21 protein-coding genes and 1 tRNA gene are annotated in these 19,442 nt (G+C 35.6%); 4 read left to right on the top strand and 18 right to left on the bottom strand.

Features of this window, described 5'->3' with window-relative positions; all coding sequences use genetic code 11:
- Positions 1-24 precede the first annotated feature (24 nt).
- Together CBF33_RS02045 and CBF33_RS02040 are read left to right on the top strand one after the other, a co-directional pair.
- Positions 25-453, top strand: coding sequence for a PTS mannitol transporter subunit IIA (locus CBF33_RS02045; protein WP_126761130.1), 429 nt, complete (start codon positions 25-27; stop codon positions 451-453).
- A gap of 1 nt (position 454) precedes the next feature.
- On the top strand, positions 455-1,615 hold the full coding sequence (locus CBF33_RS02040; protein WP_126761128.1) for a mannitol-1-phosphate 5-dehydrogenase: 1,161 nt from the start codon (positions 455-457) through the stop codon (positions 1,613-1,615).
- A 36-nt stretch (positions 1,616-1,651) separates the two neighbouring features.
- Here the strand turns inward: CBF33_RS02040 and CBF33_RS02035 are convergent, their stop codons facing one another.
- Genes CBF33_RS02035 through CBF33_RS02020 form a run of 4 tightly spaced genes read right to left on the bottom strand, consistent with a single transcriptional unit; the run spans position 1,652 to position 4,548 of the window.
- Positions 1,652-2,311, bottom strand: coding sequence for an amino acid ABC transporter permease (locus tag CBF33_RS02035; RefSeq protein ID WP_023606229.1), 660 nt, complete (start codon positions 2,309-2,311; stop codon positions 1,652-1,654).
- 20 nt (positions 2,312-2,331) lie between these two features.
- A complete protein-coding gene (locus CBF33_RS02030; RefSeq protein ID WP_126761126.1) occupies positions 2,332-2,979 on the bottom strand; it encodes an amino acid ABC transporter permease in 648 nt (215 codons plus the stop codon).
- 12 nt (positions 2,980-2,991) lie between these two features.
- A complete protein-coding gene (locus CBF33_RS02025) occupies positions 2,992-3,798 on the bottom strand; it encodes a transporter substrate-binding domain-containing protein (RefSeq protein ID WP_023606227.1) in 807 nt (268 codons plus the stop codon).
- 18 nt (positions 3,799-3,816) lie between these two features.
- The gene (locus tag CBF33_RS02020) at positions 3,817-4,548 is read right to left on the bottom strand and encodes an amino acid ABC transporter ATP-binding protein (protein ID WP_126761124.1); all 732 of its coding nucleotides are present in this window, start codon (positions 4,546-4,548) and stop codon (positions 3,817-3,819) included.
- Between the two features lie 324 nt (positions 4,549-4,872).
- On the opposite strand from CBF33_RS02020, the gene CBF33_RS02015 reads away from it, so the two are divergent.
- Positions 4,873-5,064 (top strand): hypothetical protein, encoded by a 192-nt coding sequence (locus CBF33_RS02015; RefSeq protein ID WP_126761122.1) that lies wholly within the window; start codon positions 4,873-4,875, stop codon positions 5,062-5,064.
- A 119-nt stretch (positions 5,065-5,183) separates the two neighbouring features.
- Here the strand turns inward: CBF33_RS02015 and CBF33_RS02010 are convergent.
- The 8 genes from CBF33_RS02010 to CBF33_RS01975 all read right to left on the bottom strand — a co-directional run bounded on the left by CBF33_RS02010 (position 5,184) and on the right by CBF33_RS01975 (position 11,480).
- Positions 5,184-5,256, bottom strand: a tRNA-Ala gene (locus CBF33_RS02010).
- 64 nt (positions 5,257-5,320) lie between these two features.
- Positions 5,321-7,117, bottom strand: coding sequence for an acyltransferase family protein (locus tag CBF33_RS02005; protein WP_126761120.1), 1,797 nt, complete (start codon positions 7,115-7,117; stop codon positions 5,321-5,323).
- 178 nt (positions 7,118-7,295) lie between these two features.
- The gene (locus CBF33_RS02000; protein WP_126761118.1) at positions 7,296-8,336 is read right to left on the bottom strand and encodes an AI-2E family transporter; all 1,041 of its coding nucleotides are present in this window, start codon (positions 8,334-8,336) and stop codon (positions 7,296-7,298) included.
- Positions 8,337-8,359: 23 nt separating this feature from the next.
- The gene (locus tag CBF33_RS01995) at positions 8,360-8,596 is read right to left on the bottom strand and encodes a YozE family protein (protein ID WP_126761116.1); all 237 of its coding nucleotides are present in this window, start codon (positions 8,594-8,596) and stop codon (positions 8,360-8,362) included.
- Positions 8,589-9,116 (bottom strand): peptide-methionine (S)-S-oxide reductase MsrA, encoded by a 528-nt coding sequence (gene msrA, locus CBF33_RS01990; RefSeq protein WP_126761114.1) that lies wholly within the window; start codon positions 9,114-9,116, stop codon positions 8,589-8,591. Before msrA ends, CBF33_RS01995 begins: the two co-directional genes overlap by 8 nt.
- 10 nt (positions 9,117-9,126) lie before the next feature.
- Positions 9,127-9,768: a YpmS family protein gene (locus CBF33_RS01985; protein ID WP_244919672.1), complete on the bottom strand. Its 642-nt coding sequence runs from the start codon at positions 9,766-9,768 to the stop codon at positions 9,127-9,129.
- Positions 9,755-10,585 (bottom strand): SGNH/GDSL hydrolase family protein, encoded by an 831-nt coding sequence (locus CBF33_RS01980; protein WP_126761112.1) that lies wholly within the window; start codon positions 10,583-10,585, stop codon positions 9,755-9,757. The genes CBF33_RS01985 and CBF33_RS01980 overlap by 14 nt, the downstream gene beginning before the upstream one ends.
- A 55-nt stretch (positions 10,586-10,640) precedes the next feature.
- Positions 10,641-11,480, bottom strand: a complete 840-nt coding sequence (locus tag CBF33_RS01975; protein ID WP_126761110.1) for a DegV family protein — start codon at positions 11,478-11,480, stop codon at positions 10,641-10,643.
- Positions 11,481-11,606: 126 nt separating this feature from the next.
- Between CBF33_RS01975 and trhA the strand changes: the two genes are divergently transcribed.
- Complete coding sequence (gene trhA, locus CBF33_RS01970) at positions 11,607-12,251, top strand: PAQR family membrane homeostasis protein TrhA (protein ID WP_126761108.1); 645 nt, start codon at positions 11,607-11,609, stop codon at positions 12,249-12,251.
- A gap of 50 nt (positions 12,252-12,301) precedes the next feature.
- On the opposite strand, the gene CBF33_RS01965 is transcribed toward trhA, so the two are convergent.
- From CBF33_RS01965 to CBF33_RS01940, 6 genes are all read right to left on the bottom strand, one after another.
- Positions 12,302-13,018, bottom strand: a complete 717-nt coding sequence (locus CBF33_RS01965; RefSeq protein WP_126761106.1) for an amino acid racemase — start codon at positions 13,016-13,018, stop codon at positions 12,302-12,304.
- 3 nt (positions 13,019-13,021) lie between these two features.
- A complete protein-coding gene (locus tag CBF33_RS01960) occupies positions 13,022-14,266 on the bottom strand; it encodes a carboxylate--amine ligase (protein ID WP_126761104.1) in 1,245 nt (414 codons plus the stop codon).
- On the bottom strand, positions 14,263-15,780 hold the full coding sequence (murE, locus tag CBF33_RS01955) for a UDP-N-acetylmuramyl-tripeptide synthetase (RefSeq protein WP_126761102.1): 1,518 nt from the start codon (positions 15,778-15,780) through the stop codon (positions 14,263-14,265). The genes CBF33_RS01960 and murE overlap by 4 nt, the downstream gene beginning before the upstream one ends.
- Before the next feature lie 81 nt (positions 15,781-15,861).
- Positions 15,862-17,745, bottom strand: coding sequence for an asparagine synthase (glutamine-hydrolyzing) (gene asnB / locus CBF33_RS01950; RefSeq protein ID WP_126761100.1), 1,884 nt, complete (start codon positions 17,743-17,745; stop codon positions 15,862-15,864).
- Positions 17,746-17,954: 209 nt separating this feature from the next.
- Positions 17,955-18,449, bottom strand: coding sequence for a dihydrofolate reductase (locus CBF33_RS01945; protein WP_126761098.1), 495 nt, complete (start codon positions 18,447-18,449; stop codon positions 17,955-17,957).
- Between the two features lie 30 nt (positions 18,450-18,479).
- Positions 18,480-19,427, bottom strand: a complete 948-nt coding sequence (locus tag CBF33_RS01940; protein WP_126761095.1) for a thymidylate synthase — start codon at positions 19,425-19,427, stop codon at positions 18,480-18,482.
- Positions 19,428-19,442: the final 15 nt, after the last annotated feature.

Genomic DNA, 19,442 nt, shown 5'->3' with positions numbered 1-19,442 from the left:
TATTTAAACACTGGAGGAACGCATATGTTATTACAAAAAAAAGATTTACGATTAAATCAACATTTTACAAATAAAGAAGAAGCAATCCGTACGGCCGGACAATTATTAGTCGACAATGGTTACGTCACGTCTGATTACATTGACAGCATGGTAGCGCGTGATGCGTTAACATCCACGTATATTGGCAATATGGTAGCCATCCCTCACGGTACAGAAGGCTCGCAAGAAAGTATTATCGAATCAGGCATTGTCTTACTACAAGTACCTAACGGCGTTGAATTTGACGGAGAAACCGTTAAAATTGTAATAGGTATTGCCGGTAAAGGTGATAGCCATTTAGATTTGTTATCTAACATTGCCATTGTTTGTTCTGATCATGAAAACGTGGAAGCACTTGTTGCCGCAACTTCTGCTGAAGAAATAATCGCTATTTTTAATGAAGGCGGTGAGTAATATGTCAAAACCAATTGCAATTCAGTTTGGGGCTGGCAATATTGGACGAGGTTTTATCGGTTGGTTACTTCATGAATCTGGTTACCATGTTATATTTTCAGATGTAAACGCCGATTTAGTCGATGAAATCAATCGACAAAAACAGTATGATGTTATCTTAGCTGAAGAAAACCAAACGACGACGGTTATTAATGATATTTCAGCAATTAATAGTCAAAAAAATCCAGAGCAGTTACAAGCAGCGATTAAAGAAGCAGAAATTATCACCACCGCAGTTGGTCCTACTGTTCTTCCATATTTGGCTGAAAATCTAGCAGCTGGTATCGAGTTAAGAGCAAACGAACAACCATCGTCACTGGTAATTATTGCCTGTGAAAATATGATTGGCGGTTCAGAAAGCTTAAAAGAAGCCGTCTACCCTCTTCTATCTGACAAAGGCGTCGCTTATGCTGATAAATACGTACGCTTCCCTAATGCAGCAGTCGACCGTATTGTACCTGACCAACATCATGATAATCCACTAACGGTTATGGTCGAACCTTTCTATGAATGGGTCGTAGAAAAACCAAAAGATGTAAGTATCACCATACCTACTATTAATGGAATGAAACTTGTAGATGATTTAGAGCCGTATATCGAGCGTAAATTATTTACTGTTAATACTGGCCATGCAGTGACAGCCTATCTAGGATATATGAAAGAGATTGAATCAATAGAAGATGCTATACATAATGAACGCATTCTTTTTGCTGTTCGAAGTGCCTTAGAAGAAACAGGCGCTCTTTTAATTAAAAAATATCAATTTTCTAAAAAAGAGCATGAGGAATACATTGATAAAATTATTAATCGCTTCAAAAATCCTTATATATCAGATTACGTCGTGCGCGTTGGGCGTTCGCCTATACGTAAAATTGGCGCTAATGACCGCTTTGTCATGCCAGCCAAGCAATATGTCGAAGCCTTTAATACAACACCAAAAGCTCTTTCGCATGCTATTGCTGCAGCACTACTTTTCACTTATGATGGTGACCATGAAGCAAACGATTTACAAAAAGCAATCAAAGAAAAAGGTCTGGATGCTACAATTACAGCCTATACAGGCATAGAAACTTATACCAAACTATTTGAAGAAGTAAAAGAAGCTTATCTAGAATTAGCCTAAAAAAAAGAGAGTTTAGCAATTTTGCTAAACTCTCTTTTAAGCTGTCGCCCATCTTTTTTCCAATTCTCTTGAAAGAATTGAAAGTGAATAACAAATAATAAAGTAAAAAAATGTCATAGCGAGAAACATTGGCAAAACAGCATTAGGCTGTTGAGCATAAATAATTTTGGCATTGTGTGTTAACTCTGGTAACGAAATGATTACCGCTAATGATGTGTCACGTATTAAAGAAATAAATTGACTCACAATGGGTGGAATCATAATTTTTAACGCTTGTGGAAAGATGATATACCATAATGTTTGGAAATAGTTTAATCCAGTAGAACGTCCTGCCTCCATCTGACCTTTTGGAACGGCCACTAATCCTGCTCGTATAATTTCAGAAAGCATAGCCGATTCAAATACCGTTAAAGCTACGACTGCCGACCAAAAAATATTAAACTGTATCCCTATTTGTGGTAAAGCAAAATAGGTAAAAAAGATAATTAATAATAATGGTAAGTTTCGGATGATGTCAATGATAATACCGACAATTAAAGAGACGTATGGAATTTTCATATATCTGACAACCCCAAGTAAACCGCCAATAATAAAACTTAGAACAATAGAAACTAAGGCAACTTTTACTGTAACCGCTAGTCCGTCCAGTAAAAAACGAATGTTAATCCATGAATATGCTTGTAGAAAATTTGACATTGTATAGCCTCCCCTCACGATTAATTAGAATGACGTAATTGATTTTCAATATAGCGCATCAAGTACGATAACGGTAGTGTTAAAAACAAGTAAAACAATCCAATTAGTGAGTATGTTTCAATAGTTTGAAAAGTTGTCGTTGCAATTAAATCACCTTGATACATCAAATCTAAACCTGTCACCATGGCCAAGATAGACGAGTTTTTGATTAAATTGATAAACTGATTGCCTAGTGGTGGAATAACCACTTTAAACGCTTGTGGCAAAACAATATAAAACATTGCTTGCATGTAAGATAGACCTGTCGAACGTCCCGCTTCAAGCTGACCTTTAGGAATACTTAGGATACCTGCACGAACAGTGTCCGCTATAAAAGCTGAGGTATATAAAGTTAATCCAATTGTCCCTGCCCAAAACCCATCAAAATTAACACCATAGATAGGCATCACAACAAAGAAAAACATCACAACAATTAGTAACGGGACATTTCGAAAGAAATCAACATAGATTGCCCCTATTTTTCTTACAAGTTTTATGGGAGAAACTTCTAAAAGTGCCATTAATGTTCCTATGATTAAGCTAGACACTAAGGCTAATAAACTAGCTGTCAACGTCACTTTTAGTCCTGATAATAACATATCTTGATTATTTAGGAATATATCTTTCATCGTATCTCCCTCCTATTTTCTTTCGACATTTGGAAACCATTTTTGATAAATTTTATCATAAGTTCCATTTTGTTTAAGTGTGGTAAGTGCTTCATTTACAGCCTTTAAAAAATCATCTTGATTCTTATTAATTGCAATACCATAAGGTTCATCAGTAAAGATATCTCCTGCTAAACGATACCCTTCATTCTCCTCAGCGATTCCTAACAAAATACTATTATCAGTTGTCATGGCGTCACCCTGCCCGGATTGTAATGCCGTGAATGCTTCTGAATAATTTTCCAACTCTAATACCTTTGCAGTTGGCGCTTTTTCGCGTATATTGACCGCAGAAGTGGAACCTTTTACTGCTAAAACAGTCGTGTTTTCATTTAAGTCTTCAATCCCATTAATCGGGGTTTCTTCTTTAACTAATAATGATTGCCCCGCATCAAAATAAACATCTGAAAAATTGACAACTTTTTTCCGTTCATCGCTAATCGTCATCGTAGCAATGATGGCATCAATATTCCCGTTCTTTAATAATGGAATCCTTGTCTTAGATGTCACTTCAACAAATGCCGCTTCTCCATCATTTGGTAATAACTCTTTCGTAATGGCTTTTGCAATATCAATATCAAAACCTTCAACTTCACCGGTTTCAATATTCATTAAACCAAACAAGCGAGTATCATTTTTTACTCCCCAAATGATTTTGTTGGCATCTTGTGAACGTTCTAAAACATCTTGTTCTGCTAAACTTGTTTTACCACAAGCAGTGAGAAGAATGATTAAAAGTGAAGACATTACTAAGGTAATTATTCGCTTAAATCGTTTCATAGCTAACGTCCTCCTTTATTAATGATTAATAATTTTACTTAAAAATTGTTTTGCGCGTTCTTCTTTTGGATGGTCAAAAAAAGTATCCGCGTCAGTATCTTCCAAAATCTGTCCATCAGCCATAAAAATAACACGATCGGCAACTTCACGTGCGAAGCCCATTTCGTGTGTTACTACGACCATCGTCATCCCTTTTTCATATGCCAATTTCTTCATAACTTCAAGTACTTCTCCAACCATTTCAGGATCCAATGCAGACGTTGGCTCGTCAAACAACATAACAGATGGATTCATTGCTAAACTCCGGGCAATTGCGACACGCTGTTGTTGCCCTCCCGAAAGCTGTGAAGGATAACTATCCTTTTTATCAGCTAATCCTACTTGCTCTAATAAGTCTATTGCTTTTTTTGTCGCTTGCTCTTTTGATAATTTCAACACTTTCATAGGAGCTAAAATTAAATTTTCAGTGACTGTTTTGTGCGGATAAAGATGAAAATGTTGAAAAACCATACCGAGATGTTTGCGTACTTCGTTTAAATTAGTTCGTTGATCATGTAAGTCAACATTGTTTACTAATAGTTTCCCGGTTGAAATTTCTTCTAAAGCATTAATGCATCGCAATAACGTACTTTTTCCGGATCCTGAAGGACCTAGTAGCACAACAACTTCGCCTTTTTCAATATGTAAGTTAATATTCTGTAGTGCATGAAAGTCACCATAATATTTATCGACTTGTTTAAATTCAATCATTTTAAGACCTCCATTTATATAATTTTTCTGAAGTTATTGCTGATTTCAGAAACCAGTTCTTCAAGTATAAACTAAATAACTATGATTTGTAAAGCGCATCATTAAAAAATAATGAGTTGAGCATTAATTTATTTTAATTTTATGCTATATAATTCATATAATTAAAGAGATTAAGCACAAATACAACATGTTTTCATAACTTATTTTCAATAACAATAACTTTATTAAAATATGATTAAATTAAAAAATAAAAAACGTTAGGCTTATCATAATAGTGTATAAATAGTTCTTTTTTTGATATGATAATAATAAGTAGGTGATATGATGCTTAAAAAAATTAAAAATGCACTTATTGTTACCGTCGTGTATTTAGTAACGGCTAATATTGGGAACTTTATTTTCGATACACACAATGCAATAGACTGGACGTCTACTCTTTGGGAAGCTATTTTTTTCTTTATTTTCATCCTACTATTGCAGCAATTTCGAACGTTACCTCAAGACGATGAGCAATAAAAAGAAAACGAGTCCTTTTCAATATCACGAAAAAGACTTGTTTTCTTTTTGTTTAGTCTGTTTGTTTTTAAATAGAAAAAGAACCAAGTTAAGTGTTTAAACCTAAATTGATTTTTTGATGGAGACAAGGGGGGTCGAACCCCTGACCTCTTGCATGCCATGCAAGCACTCTCCCAGCTGAGCTATGCCCCCGTACAGACTCTATTATACGATATAAAAAAAATATTTCAAGTCTGTGTAAGTTTACATAATAAAATTATGGTTGTTTTAAAATAAGGTCAAAAGATTGAAGTTGTTGTTGAATTAAATCAACATAAACTGAAGCTCCATCAGGATTTAAATGAACACCGTCTTCTTCTAATAATTGTAAGTTACTCTGAGCTACCGAGTACCAATCAACTAGCGTCAACTTGTCATTTTCGTGTGTCGCCGTCCATAAAAGTTGATTAACTTCATCTTGCCAGTTAAGTGGCACGTAGGCATTAATAAACATCACATGACTATCACCTGCTAGTGATAATAGATGAGTCAAATCCCGCTTTGAAAACGGACCATTGGAGCCTAACTCGACAATCAACAACGTTTCTTTTCCTAATTCTTTATGATATTTTTCTTCTAGCAAAACAATACCTTCACTCATTTGTCGTCCCACATGTGCATCAACAATGATTCCTGGAAAACGTTCTTTTAGTTCATTTTCTGCTCCTAGAATAATGGAATCGCCAATCACAATCATTTTATTAATTGTTTGTTTTTTTATAGGCTCAGTTTCTTCAGTCTTTATAGTATCTTTTTCTCTTACTTCTGTTTGTACTGTTTTTGCTTTTCTGTCAGAATGTTGCTCCACAGACTTTGCCGCAACCAAATTAGTACCAATTATTAAAGATAGCAATAAAGACGAACTTACCAAAAGATTTAATGCAATCCGTTTATTATCATGATAAGCCTGCTTCATATCACGTCCCCATTTTTTTAGAGGTGAACGTTTAAGAGGTTGCTCAATAAATAAATAAGAAAAATGCGCTACTATAAAAATTAAGACAACTTGTAATAATATCAGTATAAAATGTTGTGTAAATTTAAGTTTTGAAGGAGTTGTCAAAATAATAATCGGATAATGCCATAAATAAATACTATATGATCGCTGCCCAATCCATCTTAGTAAAGGATGCTCAAAAAACAAATGGACTCTTGAACCTGGATGAGCGATAACCGCAATCAGTAAAGCAGAAAAAACAGACACTACTATAAATCCAACCGGATACATCCATTTTTGAAACTCAGTCACGCGTATCGCTAGTAACATTAACACAGAGAAACTAATAATTCCTGTAATATCTAAAACACGTGTCACCGTTTGCGGAGGATTCGCATTAAGTCGTCCCCAAGGCCAAACTGTTCCCAGTATCGCTCCAATCATAAAAGAAAAGAACCGGGTGTCGGTACCATAATAGACACGATCGAAAGATTCCGGCTGATAAAGCAAGCCCATTAGGATAGCAGAAATCAAGGCAAAAATCCCCCAAACTTGCCAAGTCTTTACTGCTTTATCTTCTTTTCTCTTAAGATAAACAAAGATAAAAGGATAGATTAAATAAAATTGCGCTTCAACTGCCAAAGACCACAAATGTTTGAGCGGCGTCGGCTGACTAAAAAAATCAGCGTATGGGACTTTTTTGTAGATGTACCACCAATTACTAGTATATGTTAAAGCTGCTAGACTATCTTTTAATTGATTCAACCATGAGGTATGGGAAAAAAATAAAATCGCAATAAACGTCACGAGAATGACTGATACAACAGCTGGAATCAACCGCCGAAATCTGCGTTGCCAAAAGGCTTGGATATCAATTGTTTCTTTTTTTTGCCATTCATCGTTTAGTAAATTAGTTATTAAATAGGCAGAAAGAACGAAAAAAATATCGACTCCTATAAAGCCACCTTTCACAAAATGTGAGCGAAAGTGATAGGTTAAAACTATTAGAACGGCAATCGCACGTAAGCCGTCTAATCCATCTATATAAATGCGTTTCTTTTGTTGTGATATCGGCATATGAAATCCCCCTTTAATATAACGATGCCTTTATCTATTGTAATACAAATGTAACATTATAGCAATATAAAATCAGTTATAAGACATTAATATTACAATTGTTGCTTAGTGATTAATTTTCTTTTTTAAAATGATAGAGAGTTTTGAAATGTCAATAAAAAAAATAACACAAAATGTGTTATTTTTCTTTAGCTTTCAATATTTTAGTTTCAGGCATTTTTACTTCCAGTAAATCAAGAATAAAAACAAATGTCGGAATCCCGAGAACCAACCCCCAAACGCCAAAAAACTTTTCGGAGAACATTAAAACGATAAACACATAAAATACAGGTAAATTCGTTTTACTACTCATTAGTTTAGGGTTTAAGAAATAAGATTCAATAGCATGGATTACCGCAATCACAATTAACACGTAGATAACATCTTGAATTCCGCCAATAGAATAAGCAATCAATGACAAGGGAATACATGAAATGATAACCCCTGCTACTGGAATCAAACTTAAAATAAAAATCATAAGTGCCAAACTTAATAATTGTGGGAACTTCATTAATGATAATGCAATAGTCGTTAAAACAGTATTAACCAGAGCAATAATAAACTGTGCTTCAAGTACCACACCAAACGTATTAATAAATTTTTTCCCGAGATAAGCGACGTCCTCACTGAAAAGGGCTATCTTACTGTTTTTAAACCCTTTAGAAAAATCTTTAACCCAGTCTTCTTCGATTAAGAAAAAGAAACTTAGTACAAAGGCTAGTAAAAATGTTAAACCAATCGAGCCAATGCTTGAAATAGTGTCAAACACAACACGGACTCCAGAGGTAATTTGGTTTTTAATATCTGTTAAGCCGACATTTTCACTTAACCATTGCCACAATCCCTTTGCGCCGACTTGATTCTCTGGATGTTGGTAAAAAGCAAAAACCGACTCAATCATCGAGATAGTCTGACTAAAAAGTTTCGGTACATACACCGTAATCGAAAAATATAACCCTAATACAATAAGCAAGTATGTAAATATTATGATAACTTGCTTTGGAATTTTTGTTTTTTGATACAAGAGATTTACTAGACGAGTCAATAAATACGTCAAGATAAATGTAATAAGTAACAGATTTATGATACTTCGAAATATATACAACAATATGCCAATTAAAACTAATGCAAGTGTGCGACGAATTGTTGTTTGTTGCTTGATTTTATTCCACCATTCCATTTACAATACTCTTTTCTTCATATTTAATATTTACTGTCTGTTTGTTTAGTTGCGATTAAATAATCTTCCCACAGCAAGTCGAAGACATCCATCGTCTCAACATAGTCACCATAGTCTTCTAAGTATGAACTAATACGATGATAACTGCTATCGTGTTTATGAAATTGAGAATCTTGAGCAATCGCTTCGCAAAGTCGTGACCGTGCAGTGTTACTACGTGCTTGCCTTTGCGATAAAATATAATCGTAAAAACTACGCATTCACGTCATCCTTCCAAACCTTTTTTAAAAATTGTTGACGGCTTCTACTACTCATCTTATATCGTGAAGGATCTTTTTTATAAAAATCTTGATGATAGTCTTCCGCCGGATAAAAAGGTTGTTTAGGCTCAATTTTAGTAACTACCGGCGTACAATAACGTCCTGATGCATCCAAAGTTTTTTTACTTTTTAGGGCAATGTTTTTTTCTTCCTCATTTTCATAAAAAATAACAGGACGATAACTATCCCCTCTATCTTGAAACTGACCCCCAATATCGGTTGGATCAGTTTGTTGCCAATATATTTCGACTAACTCTTCAAATGAGATAATACTGTCATCATAAGTAATCTCAACAGCTTCCGTATGTCCCGTCTTTCCTGAACAAACTTCCTCGTAAGTTGGATTTACTACGTGACCACCCGTGTAACCTGAAATCACTGAAATAATCCCAGGGCGTTCGTCAAATGGCTGCACCATACACCAAAAACATCCTCCAGCAAATATCGCTTGTTTTTTCATGTTGTCCCTCCTACTTATTTTCTATGGGCAAATAAACACTCATGCGAATATCATCATCTACCAAATTAATCCGGTCTGCTTTTAAACGTAAACCATTTTTTAATGGTAGTTGATCTAAATGAACTATGATATACGTTTCTTCAGAATTAAACTCAACCCATTTCGGTATCTCTAAGCCATGCTCTAATTGTTTCATCACATAACTTATAGGTAATTGTAAACTACCTAAAGAAATATTGCGAGCCTTAAGCTGTATATTCCCATTTTCCATGACATACGGGTCAAAATATAAATAAAATTCAACTGGATACCCTAGTAACTTAAATGTCCCTGTTAATAACGCTTGATCTTCTAAATAAAAATCATAAGAAACACCGGAGTCTTTTAAGAACTCATTTAAATAATGACTAATCACAAAATTCAACTGTTTTTTAGTACTTGTAAGCTGAAAGCTTGGATCAGCTTGTGTTTTAACTCGTTGTTCCACTTCTTGTCGATATGTCACTTCTCTTTTATCCGTGATTCTATATCCTACAAACAAAATAACCGCTAGTAATACGCCGATTAAAGAAAAGAACGCAATACGCCATGGATTTTTCTTAACAGCCTTTTGTTTATGATTGCTTTCTACATTCATATCATTTTTTTTCAAGCCACTCACTCTTTTCACTTATTAATTTTTCGGTAAATTGATTCGCAATAAGCTGGTACCCCATCCGATTTGGATGAAATTTATCTTCATCAGACAATAGATTGTTTTCAGTTGTTTCTGATGTGGTATCCATACCAGAAGATAATAATTCATCTATTGGAACAAAGTACGCTCGTTTATCTTCTTTTGTCACTAATTCGCTTCGCTCATTCCACCGTGTCACAATCTCATCCATTCCTTCAATTTCTTGAAAAGTTAAATAAAAAGGATTATAAATTCCTAACTGAAAAATAGGTGCCTTTTTATTATACATTCGAATGGTTTCATACAAAGCAGATAAATTATTTTGATAATCAGTCGCTGGTTTAGCAAAAGTTGTAACATCCAACTCTTTAAATAATTGCTTTCGTATCACTTTCATCAAGTCATTTCCGCCAACAGTTAGTAAAATAAAGTCTGCCTTTTTTAAACTCGCTTGAATCTCATCATTCGACTCAATCCGCTTTTTAATTTGACTACTCGTGTCACCTGCTTTACCAAAATTAGATGCGTCAATCGCCTCTATACCGGTAGCTTCTCGTAATTTATCAGTGACTATCGGGACATAGCCACCTTTATTTTCAATATCACCAATACCTTCAGTCAGGGAGTCGCCGATTGCTACGTATTCTAAGCTATCCTTATATTTAATGCGTTGCTCATTCGGCTTCATTAAATTTGGCTGTTTTGGAATGAAAAGAGTCAGAGCCACTACAGCTAAGGTTAAACATAGGATAAAGCCTAATAATTCACCAAAATATTTTTGAAAAATTCTCATATTATCCCTCTTATCTATTTGGAATAAAAAAACAGATCAAATGATCTGTTTTTAATTAATCTGTATAATACATAATCGCAAATGCACCTTTACCCGCATGAGTTGAAATAGTTGAAGATGTCGTTAATAATGGAATATGCATTTGAGGAAACATTTTTTGTAGTTCTTCTTTATAATATGTAGCTATATCCAATCCATCTGCATGAGTAATCCCAATCGCACGAATATTTTTTTTGCTTGCGATTTCTTCTTTCGCCTCTTCAAACCATTTAATGAAAGCTTTTACGCCACGACCTTTACTTTTTGTAACGAGTCCTGTATCTAACAGTTGCATGACGACGCGGATATTAAACACATTTGATAAAACCCCAGTCGCACGACTAATTCGGCCACCTTTCACTAAATTATCTAGTGATGCGACACCGATATATAAGGTAGTGTTTTCTTTTACTTTTTCAACTTCTTGAATAATTTCTTCTTTTGTAGCACCTTCAAGTGCCATTTCTGCAGCACGGATAACTTGAAAGCTTGTCCCTTGGTCTGCAAAAGTGCTGTCAATCACAGTGACATCGGTTTTACTAATTTGTGCAGCCTGTCTTGCTGCTTCAACTGTACCACTTAGCAAATTAGTTAAATGAATGGATATAACGCTACTACCGTCTTTCCCTAATTCATCATAAGCTTCTACGAATTCGCCAATTGGAGGTTGACTTGTTTTAGGAAGAGCTTTAGCATTCGCCATCATGTCCATAAAATCGTCGCCATCCAAATCCGCATCACGATAAATTACATCATCTACCATGACGGAAAGCGAAACAATTTTAATTCCTAATTTTTCAGCCAGTCCTGGTTCCATCGTGCAAGCTGAATCTGTCACAATTTTAACTTTGGTCATATTTATACCCATCCTTTTACAAAAGAGTTTTTTCGTGTAGAATAAGTATCAGAGAGATACTTCCTTTCAAGTATAACAGATAAGAAAGGGTTTTTCACTTAAAAATAGTCGAAAGGACGTGGAAATATGGAGCAATCCTATTCATCGAAAAGATATTTAATCGTTAATGAGGTTTTAAACGCCGTCACACACGGAATTGGCGTTGGTTTAAGCATTGCTGGATTAGTTATTTTATTAGTCAAAGGAGCAAAGATGGGGTCGCCTATCCATGTCGTTTCTTACGCCATATATGGTGCTACCCTCATTCTTTTATTTTTATCTTCTACCCTATTTCATAGTTTGATTTTCACTAAAGCGAAAACGGTCTTTCAAGTTTTTGACCATAGTTCTATTTATTTACTTATCGCAGGTAGCTACACACCATTCTGCTTAACAGTCATCAAAGGTCCTTTAGGTTGGGGACTGTGCTTAGCAGTATGGGCTTTAGCAATTGCTGGCGTCATTTATAAATCCTTGTTTTTAAAGAAAAAAGGAAAAACAGACGTCGTGCTTTACATTATTATGGGTTGGTTATGTCTATTTGCTTTCAAACCACTTTTTAATGGACTTGGCGTTGAAGGGACATTACTCCTTGCTGGAGGCGGGGTTGCTTATACCGTTGGCGCACTGTTTTACAGTCTGAAAAATGTTAAATTCATGCACGTTGTTTGGCATTTCTTTGTTCTGTTGGGTGCTGGTTTAATGTACTTCTCCGTTTTATTTTACACATAAAAAATAATTAAAAAAATCTACCTGTTAACTCAAGTTAACAGGTAGATTTTTTAACGACGCGATAAAACACGTTCAATCGTTGCATCGACTAATTCAGATTGCGCGTCAATTACCGGAAATTTTGTTTGTAATGTTTCAGCTTGCATTAGCGATAATTCCGTACATCCTAGAATAACCACATCACACGCCTCTTCTTCCATCATTTCTTTCAAAATATATTGATAGCGTTCTTCATTTAAATAGTTTTGAGCCTTGATATCATCATAAATTAGCGTCATAACTTCTTCTTGAATCTCTTTGGATGCCATTACGAGCTCAATTTGCTCATGTTTTTCCATTTCGTGATGATAAACACCCGAGGATACCGTACCAGTTGTGGCTAAAAGGCCTACTCTAATCTTTCGATTGAGATGAGAATAGCTCTTGACAACCTGCTCTACCGCAATACGGGGCATGTGTAAAATAGGAATCTCCGTCTGTGTTTGTAGCTCATTGTAAAAATAATGAGCTGTATTGCACGTTAAAACAAAAAAGGAAGGATGTAGAGGTGATAATTGTCGGATATCTTCCGTTAAAGCCTCTACTGGACTGTCTAGCGTCGTATCAAGAATGTATGCGGTACGATCAGGGACCGTTGCATGATTAAATAAGCAGTAATTTAAATAATCTTGGTCTTTTTTTGCAGGTGTCCGTTTATTTAATAAATGAACGAAGCTTTCAGTTGCTTGTGTGCCCATACCACCTAATATGACAAAGAAATCTTTCATAGCTTACCCCTTCTTTTGTTTAAAGTATTTTTTAAAACGAGCATGATATTGATAAAACATATAACGCACTAAAACAAAGCGGCGCAAGTTCATATCCTTCTTAAAAAAGATAGTTGAACCATATTTTTTATTTTGAATATAATCCATTGCTTCTTCTTTGTCAGGGCTATCAGCAATATACTCTTTTAACACTTTGACTGGTGCACCAATCCATAACTTGTCACCATGTCCAATAGTCGTTTTAGTGAATGGTTTATTTAAGACATAATCTTCCGTAATATATTTAGCTAGATTATAACCAAATAGTGTCACATAGAAACTACTACGTCCTTGTCGTAAGTTAATTTCAAATAATTTATACTCACCGTCACGCGCATCGTATTTCATATCAAAGTTAGCAAATCCAGTATATTCAATCTCTTCTAAAAATTTCTTAATGCGGCGGTAAATATCATCATTAAAGTCTGGCATAATCGCCATATAGTTACCGACTGAACCAGGTGTCGGATCCTCTAATAAAGGATGCCCTAAGCACATCATTCTAACTTGATGATGTTGGTCAACATAGGCATTTAACACACGCATATGTGAATCATCTCCAGGAATGAAATCCTGACAAATCATCTCTGCTGTATAGCCATTTTCATAAATTTTATTTAAGATATCTTGAAATTCTGCTTGATTTTCAATAATATACGCTTTCTTACGTCCTTCAAATGATACATCTAAATATGACACGCTATCCGCTGGTTTTAAAGCGACTGGAAACGAAAATGGTGGCGCTATCTCGTCGGTTGTTTCCATCATGTCCTTAGTAATAACCATTGTTTTAGGATAAGGTAAACCGTACTTCTCACACGTTTCATAGAATGACACCTTATTGGACAATGTCTGCTGTAATTCAGTGTCAATCGTCGGACAAACAAACCAAGATGTCAATTCATCTTTATGTCGTGCTAAAAGCTCCGTATAACCATCTCCACATGGAATTAACATTAGAATACGATGATCATTTTCATATTCCTTTGCTACTTTACGCATTGTTTCGATAAATGTAGGATCTTCATTAAAATGTGAAACCACATGTAAATTAACAATCTTACTATATTTCGTTGCCGCTAATTCAGCTGCGCCATACGCTTCAGAAACCATACCATAGGCTTCATAAAAAGAACGTGCCATTCCATAAACGTTAATATCACTACCAAGTAATATCGGCACAAATTTTTCTGTTAGTGACGTGTTCATTTTAATCCTTCTTTCTCTATCCATTTTTCTACGACAGTTTGGTCACCTAAGTAAGGAATGTGTTCGCCGTTAATAATTTGATAACGGTCTGAACCTTTCCCTGCAATAACTAAAACATCATGTTCGCTCATTTCCGATAACGCCATATTTATTGCTTTTTCTCGGTCTAATTCAATCACCATATCCACCGAACTCGTCACATTTTGTTTTATCGTTTCGGCAATATCAAGCGCTGACTCGCTACCAGGGTCATCCGTTGTAAGATAGGCTTTGTTAATGGACTCTGAGATAACTCTAGCAAAATCGTAACGTCGTGACTGCGCCTTATCTCCCGTACTGCCAATTACCAAATGCACTCGTTTTTCTGGATACTCACTTTTAACAAACCCGACCAGTGTTGCCAAGCTCAAATAATTATGCGCATAGTCGATATAAACCGGACTATTGTTAGGTAACATCAGTTTTTTCATGCGTCCATCAATCTGTGCGACCGCCAAACCTTCTTTTTGAGAACTAGCTTGCGCTCCGACTAAACTTGTTGCAATTAAGGCACTTGTGGCATTGCTATGATTAAAGTAACCTTCCATTGCTAGTTGATACGTGGTCGATTCAATCGGTAAAGAGGAATGGTTATCTATAGAAAATGAATGAGCATTGATTGATTGCCAATTAACATCGACATCCTCTTGTTCCCCAAACGTTATGATATCGGATGTATACTGTTTTGCGTATTCATATAAAAAGTCAGCATAGTCACTGTCAGCGTTTAAAATAATTTGGCGACTATTCGCTAATAATTGTCGCTTACAATAAAAGTAATCATCAAATGTTGGATGTTCGATATCACTAATGTGGTCTGGCGAAATGTTCAGAAAAACTCCGACGTCAAACGTAAGATTATATACGCGCTCTAATTTATAAGCTTGCGAAGAAACTTCCATGACTAGATGGGTCATACCATTTGTCACTGCTTGACGCATCATCCGATAAAGGTCAAGGGATTCCGGCGTAGTTAGCTTAGATTTAAACGTTTCACCCGCACCTAAATTGGTTTCCAACGTAGAGAAAAACGCGACATGTCCTTGCGTTTCTCTTTTTAAAATTTCATAACATAAATATGTGGAAGTCGTTTTGCCTTTCGTACCAGTATATGCCACAATTTTTAGTTCTTTTTCAGGATGATTGTAAAAGAGTTGACTAACGACAGCCATGGCTTTTTTAACATCTGTGACAATAATACCCAGCACGTTCTCATCTACTTCATAAGGTGTTTCGCTTATATAACAAGTTGCACCATCTTTAATTGCTTGTTCTAAATAAGAGAGATGAAAGTTCGCCCCTTTGCAAAAGAAGAGCGTATTTTCTTTTATATCACGCGAATCATATGTAATATGCTGGATTTCTGCCAATACATTGTCTACAGGTACGTTCGTATACCATTGATTATGAAAGATGATTTCTTTTAAAAGATTGTGCTTTTTTATTTCTTCCACCCAAGTGTTTAATTGTGTCATATTTTTACCACCTTTTTTTATACTATCTGAGTCATATATACAAAAAACTGGTAAGCATTTGCTTCCAGCTTTTTGTTTTGCTTACGCTACCGGGATAGCTTGTGGTTTTTCTTCATCGATAAAGTAAATCTTATACCATACTAAGAAAGTATAAATCGTCCAAATCTTACGACGATCATCATTTTCACCACGGAAGTTTCCGTCTAATAACGCCACAATTTTATCTTGCTCGAAGAACTCATTTACAAAATCTTCTAAGAAAAGTTGACGAATGTGAAGGTAGAAACGTTCTTCACGTAACCAGTCTTTTATCGGCACAGGGAAACCGAGTTTTTCACGGTCTGCCCATTCATCTGGCAGGTGACGATTCGCTGCTTTTCTAAAAGCATATTTTGTGTTTTCAGCATTGATAAGATGTTTCGTCGGGATGCGCTCAGCAAGCTCCATCATTTTAATATCGAGTAAAGGCACACGTATTTCTAGTGAATGAGCCATACTTAGTTTGTCGGCTTTTAATAAAATATCTTTTGGCATCCATTGATGGACATCCAGATATTGCATTTTTTTAACTTCAGGTAAATGTGGCACACGTTTGTATACGTCCATTACAATATCTTTCACCGTCTGACTCTTTTGATAATCTGATTTCAAGTAGTTATCCGCTTCTGCTTCTTTAAAGACTTCCGCTTGACCGATAAAGAATTCTTCTGCCGGTGCCAGTGACGTATATAAATGCAAACTACCTTTAAACGTTGGCATTTTATCAATTGTGCGTGCAATATTATAACGTGCTTTTTTAGGTAATTTCTTTAGTCCTTCAGCGACAACGCGGACCATTTTGGAGCCACTATTAAATCCATAGTTTTGATAACCCGCAAATAATTCATCGGCACCTTCACCTGACAAAACTACTGTTACTTTCTCACTGGCCATTTCTGACAAGAAGTATAAAGGCACACATGATGGATTAGAATCAGGCTCGTCTAAATGATATTGAATTAATGGGAAGTATTGAAATGCTTCTTCTCCTGTAACAAGTTTAGAATAATTTTTAAGTCCCAATTTGTCGGTTAAACGTTTCGCTTCGTGAGATTCATTATATGTTTTATCTCCAAATCCAATCGAGAATGTATAATCAGGACGTAGCGTCGCTGTCACATAACTTGAGTCGACACCACTTGATAGAAATGATCCGACTTTGACATCGCTAATAGCGTGAACTTCAACAGATTCTTTAACAGCTGCTTCGATTTCATCAACCGCTTGTTCTAAGGTCATATCTTCTTCTCTAAACTCTGGATCCCAATAACGCTCTATATTCAACTGACCGTTATGGTATGTATAGTAATGACCTTCTGGTATACGGTAGACATTCTTGAAGAAAGTCTCACTTAAAGCGGAATATTGGAACGTCATATAAGGTTTTAATGCTTCTTTATTTAATTCTTTTTTAAAATCTGGATGAGCCATTAGACTTTTAATCTCAGAACCAAACATAAATGTCCCGTTCATCTCTGTGTAGTAATATGGTTTGATACCAAAGTGGTCACGCGCGCCAAATAATTCGCCAGTAACCGTATCCCAAATCGCAAACGCAAACATACCACGTAAACGGTGTAAGATATCTTTTCCAAATTCTTCATAACCATGAAGAATAACTTCTGTATCCGTTTTTGTTGTAAAGATATGTCCTTTTTCTATAAGCTCATTTCTTAAGTTTTGAAAATTATAAATTTCACCATTAAAAATAATGACTTTTGTTTTATCTTCGTTATATAAAGGTTGTGAACCGCCCTCTAAATCAATAATACTTAATCTACGAAAACCTAGTGCTACTTGTTCATCTACAAAGTGACCCGAACTATTAGGACCACGATGAACAATCGTTTCCATCATATTATTAATTACGGTTGTTTTTTCATCGATAGTTTGAGTTGTGTTAACGAATCCTACAATACCACACATGTTGTCCTCACTCCAAAAAAACATCGCTAGACGATGCTTGTTTATTTTCACGCGATGATTTAATTATCTCACGATGAATCTAACTTATAGTAACACACCAAGTCACTATTTTAAAGTATTTCTACAACTTTCACGCGTCATCTTAACTTTTATATAATAAAATAAAAAAACTTAAAGCAGCTATCTTTCGGCTACTTTAAGTTAAAAATCTAATTGTTTTTTCGTTTATATGTTTCAAAGGTATGGGCATAACGATTTTCAGCATCCATCGTTCCTTCGCTTATATCAATCATACTCCAGTCATCCCAGTTAGGTTCTGGAATATAAGTATCCCCTTCAAAGATTTCATGAATGACTGTACGATAAAGAATATCCGCATGAGGAAAAAATTGTCGATAGACATTTGCCCCACCTGTAATAAAAACAATACCGTCATACGACTCAGCATAGGCAAGAACTTCCTCAACAGTATGCATAACTTGAATGCCTTCCGCTTGATAGGAAGTATCAGAAGTTAACACAATCGTGTGACGATTAGGCAACGGTCGCTTGTTCATTCCTTCAAAGGTCTTACGTCCCATCACAATCGTATTATTTTCTGTGGTATTCCGGAAAAAAGATAAATCGTTTGGTAGACGCCACGGTAACGCATCGTCCTTCCCTATCAACCCCTCTTCATCTTGTGCCCAAATAGCTGCTAACATAATAAAAATCCTCCTAAAATCTCTCGTTCTTTAAACCGCAATCGGTGCTTTTATAGCTGGATGCGGATGATAATGCTCAATCTGTATATCGGTCATATCAAAATCAAAAACTGACTGTTTATCTGGATTTAACCATAATGTTGGTTTTTCTTTTGGCTCGCGCGCTAACAATTCTTCTACTTGGCCGTAGTGGTTTGCATAAATATGAGCATCGCCAAGCGTATGAACAAACTCGCCTACTTCCAATCCTGTCTCATGTGCGATTAAATGCGTTAGCAACGCATAACTCGCGATATTAAATGGAACACCCAAAAAGATATCTCCACTTCTTTGATATAACTGACAACTTAGTTTACCATTTGCAACATAAAATTGGAAGAGTGTATGACAAGGTGGCAACGCCATTGACGGAACATCTTCAGGATTCCAAGCGGAAACTATTAAACGACGGGAATCAGGATTGGTTTTAATCATTTCAATAACATCTTTTAGCTGGTCGATTGTTTCACCTTTTTTCGTTTGCCAGTGACGCCATTGTGACCCGTAAACGTTGCCTAAATCACCAAATTGTTCGGCAAACTTTTCATCGTTTAAAATACGGTCACAAAACTGTTGTTTCTCTTTTTGATAAACAGTATTGAATTCGGCATCCTTTAACGCACGACGTCCAAAATCGGTCATATCTGGTCCTTTATATGACTCACTTTTAACGTAGCGTTCAAAAGCCCACTCATCCCAAATGTGGTTATTATGTTCTAATAGATAGCGGATATTGGTATCTCCTTTAATAAACCATAATAATTCACTTTTGATTAAACTAAAGGGGACACGTTTAGTTGTCAAAAGAGGAAAACCTTCACTTAAATCAAAGCGCATTTGATAGCCAAATATACTCTTCGTTCCGGTTCCTGTCCGATCTGTCTTTTCAATTCCTTCGTCTAAAACTTTTTGACATAAGTCCATATATGCACGTGTCACCTGTTACTCCTCCTT

Origin of the sequence: Vagococcus lutrae, from assembly GCF_003987555.1 — a bacterium.
In the GTDB taxonomy this organism is placed as follows: Bacteria; Bacillota; Bacilli; order Lactobacillales; family Vagococcaceae; genus Vagococcus_A; species Vagococcus_A lutrae.
The sequence above is the reverse complement of the archived record's forward strand: the minus strand, read 5'-3'. Positions and strand labels throughout refer to the sequence as shown.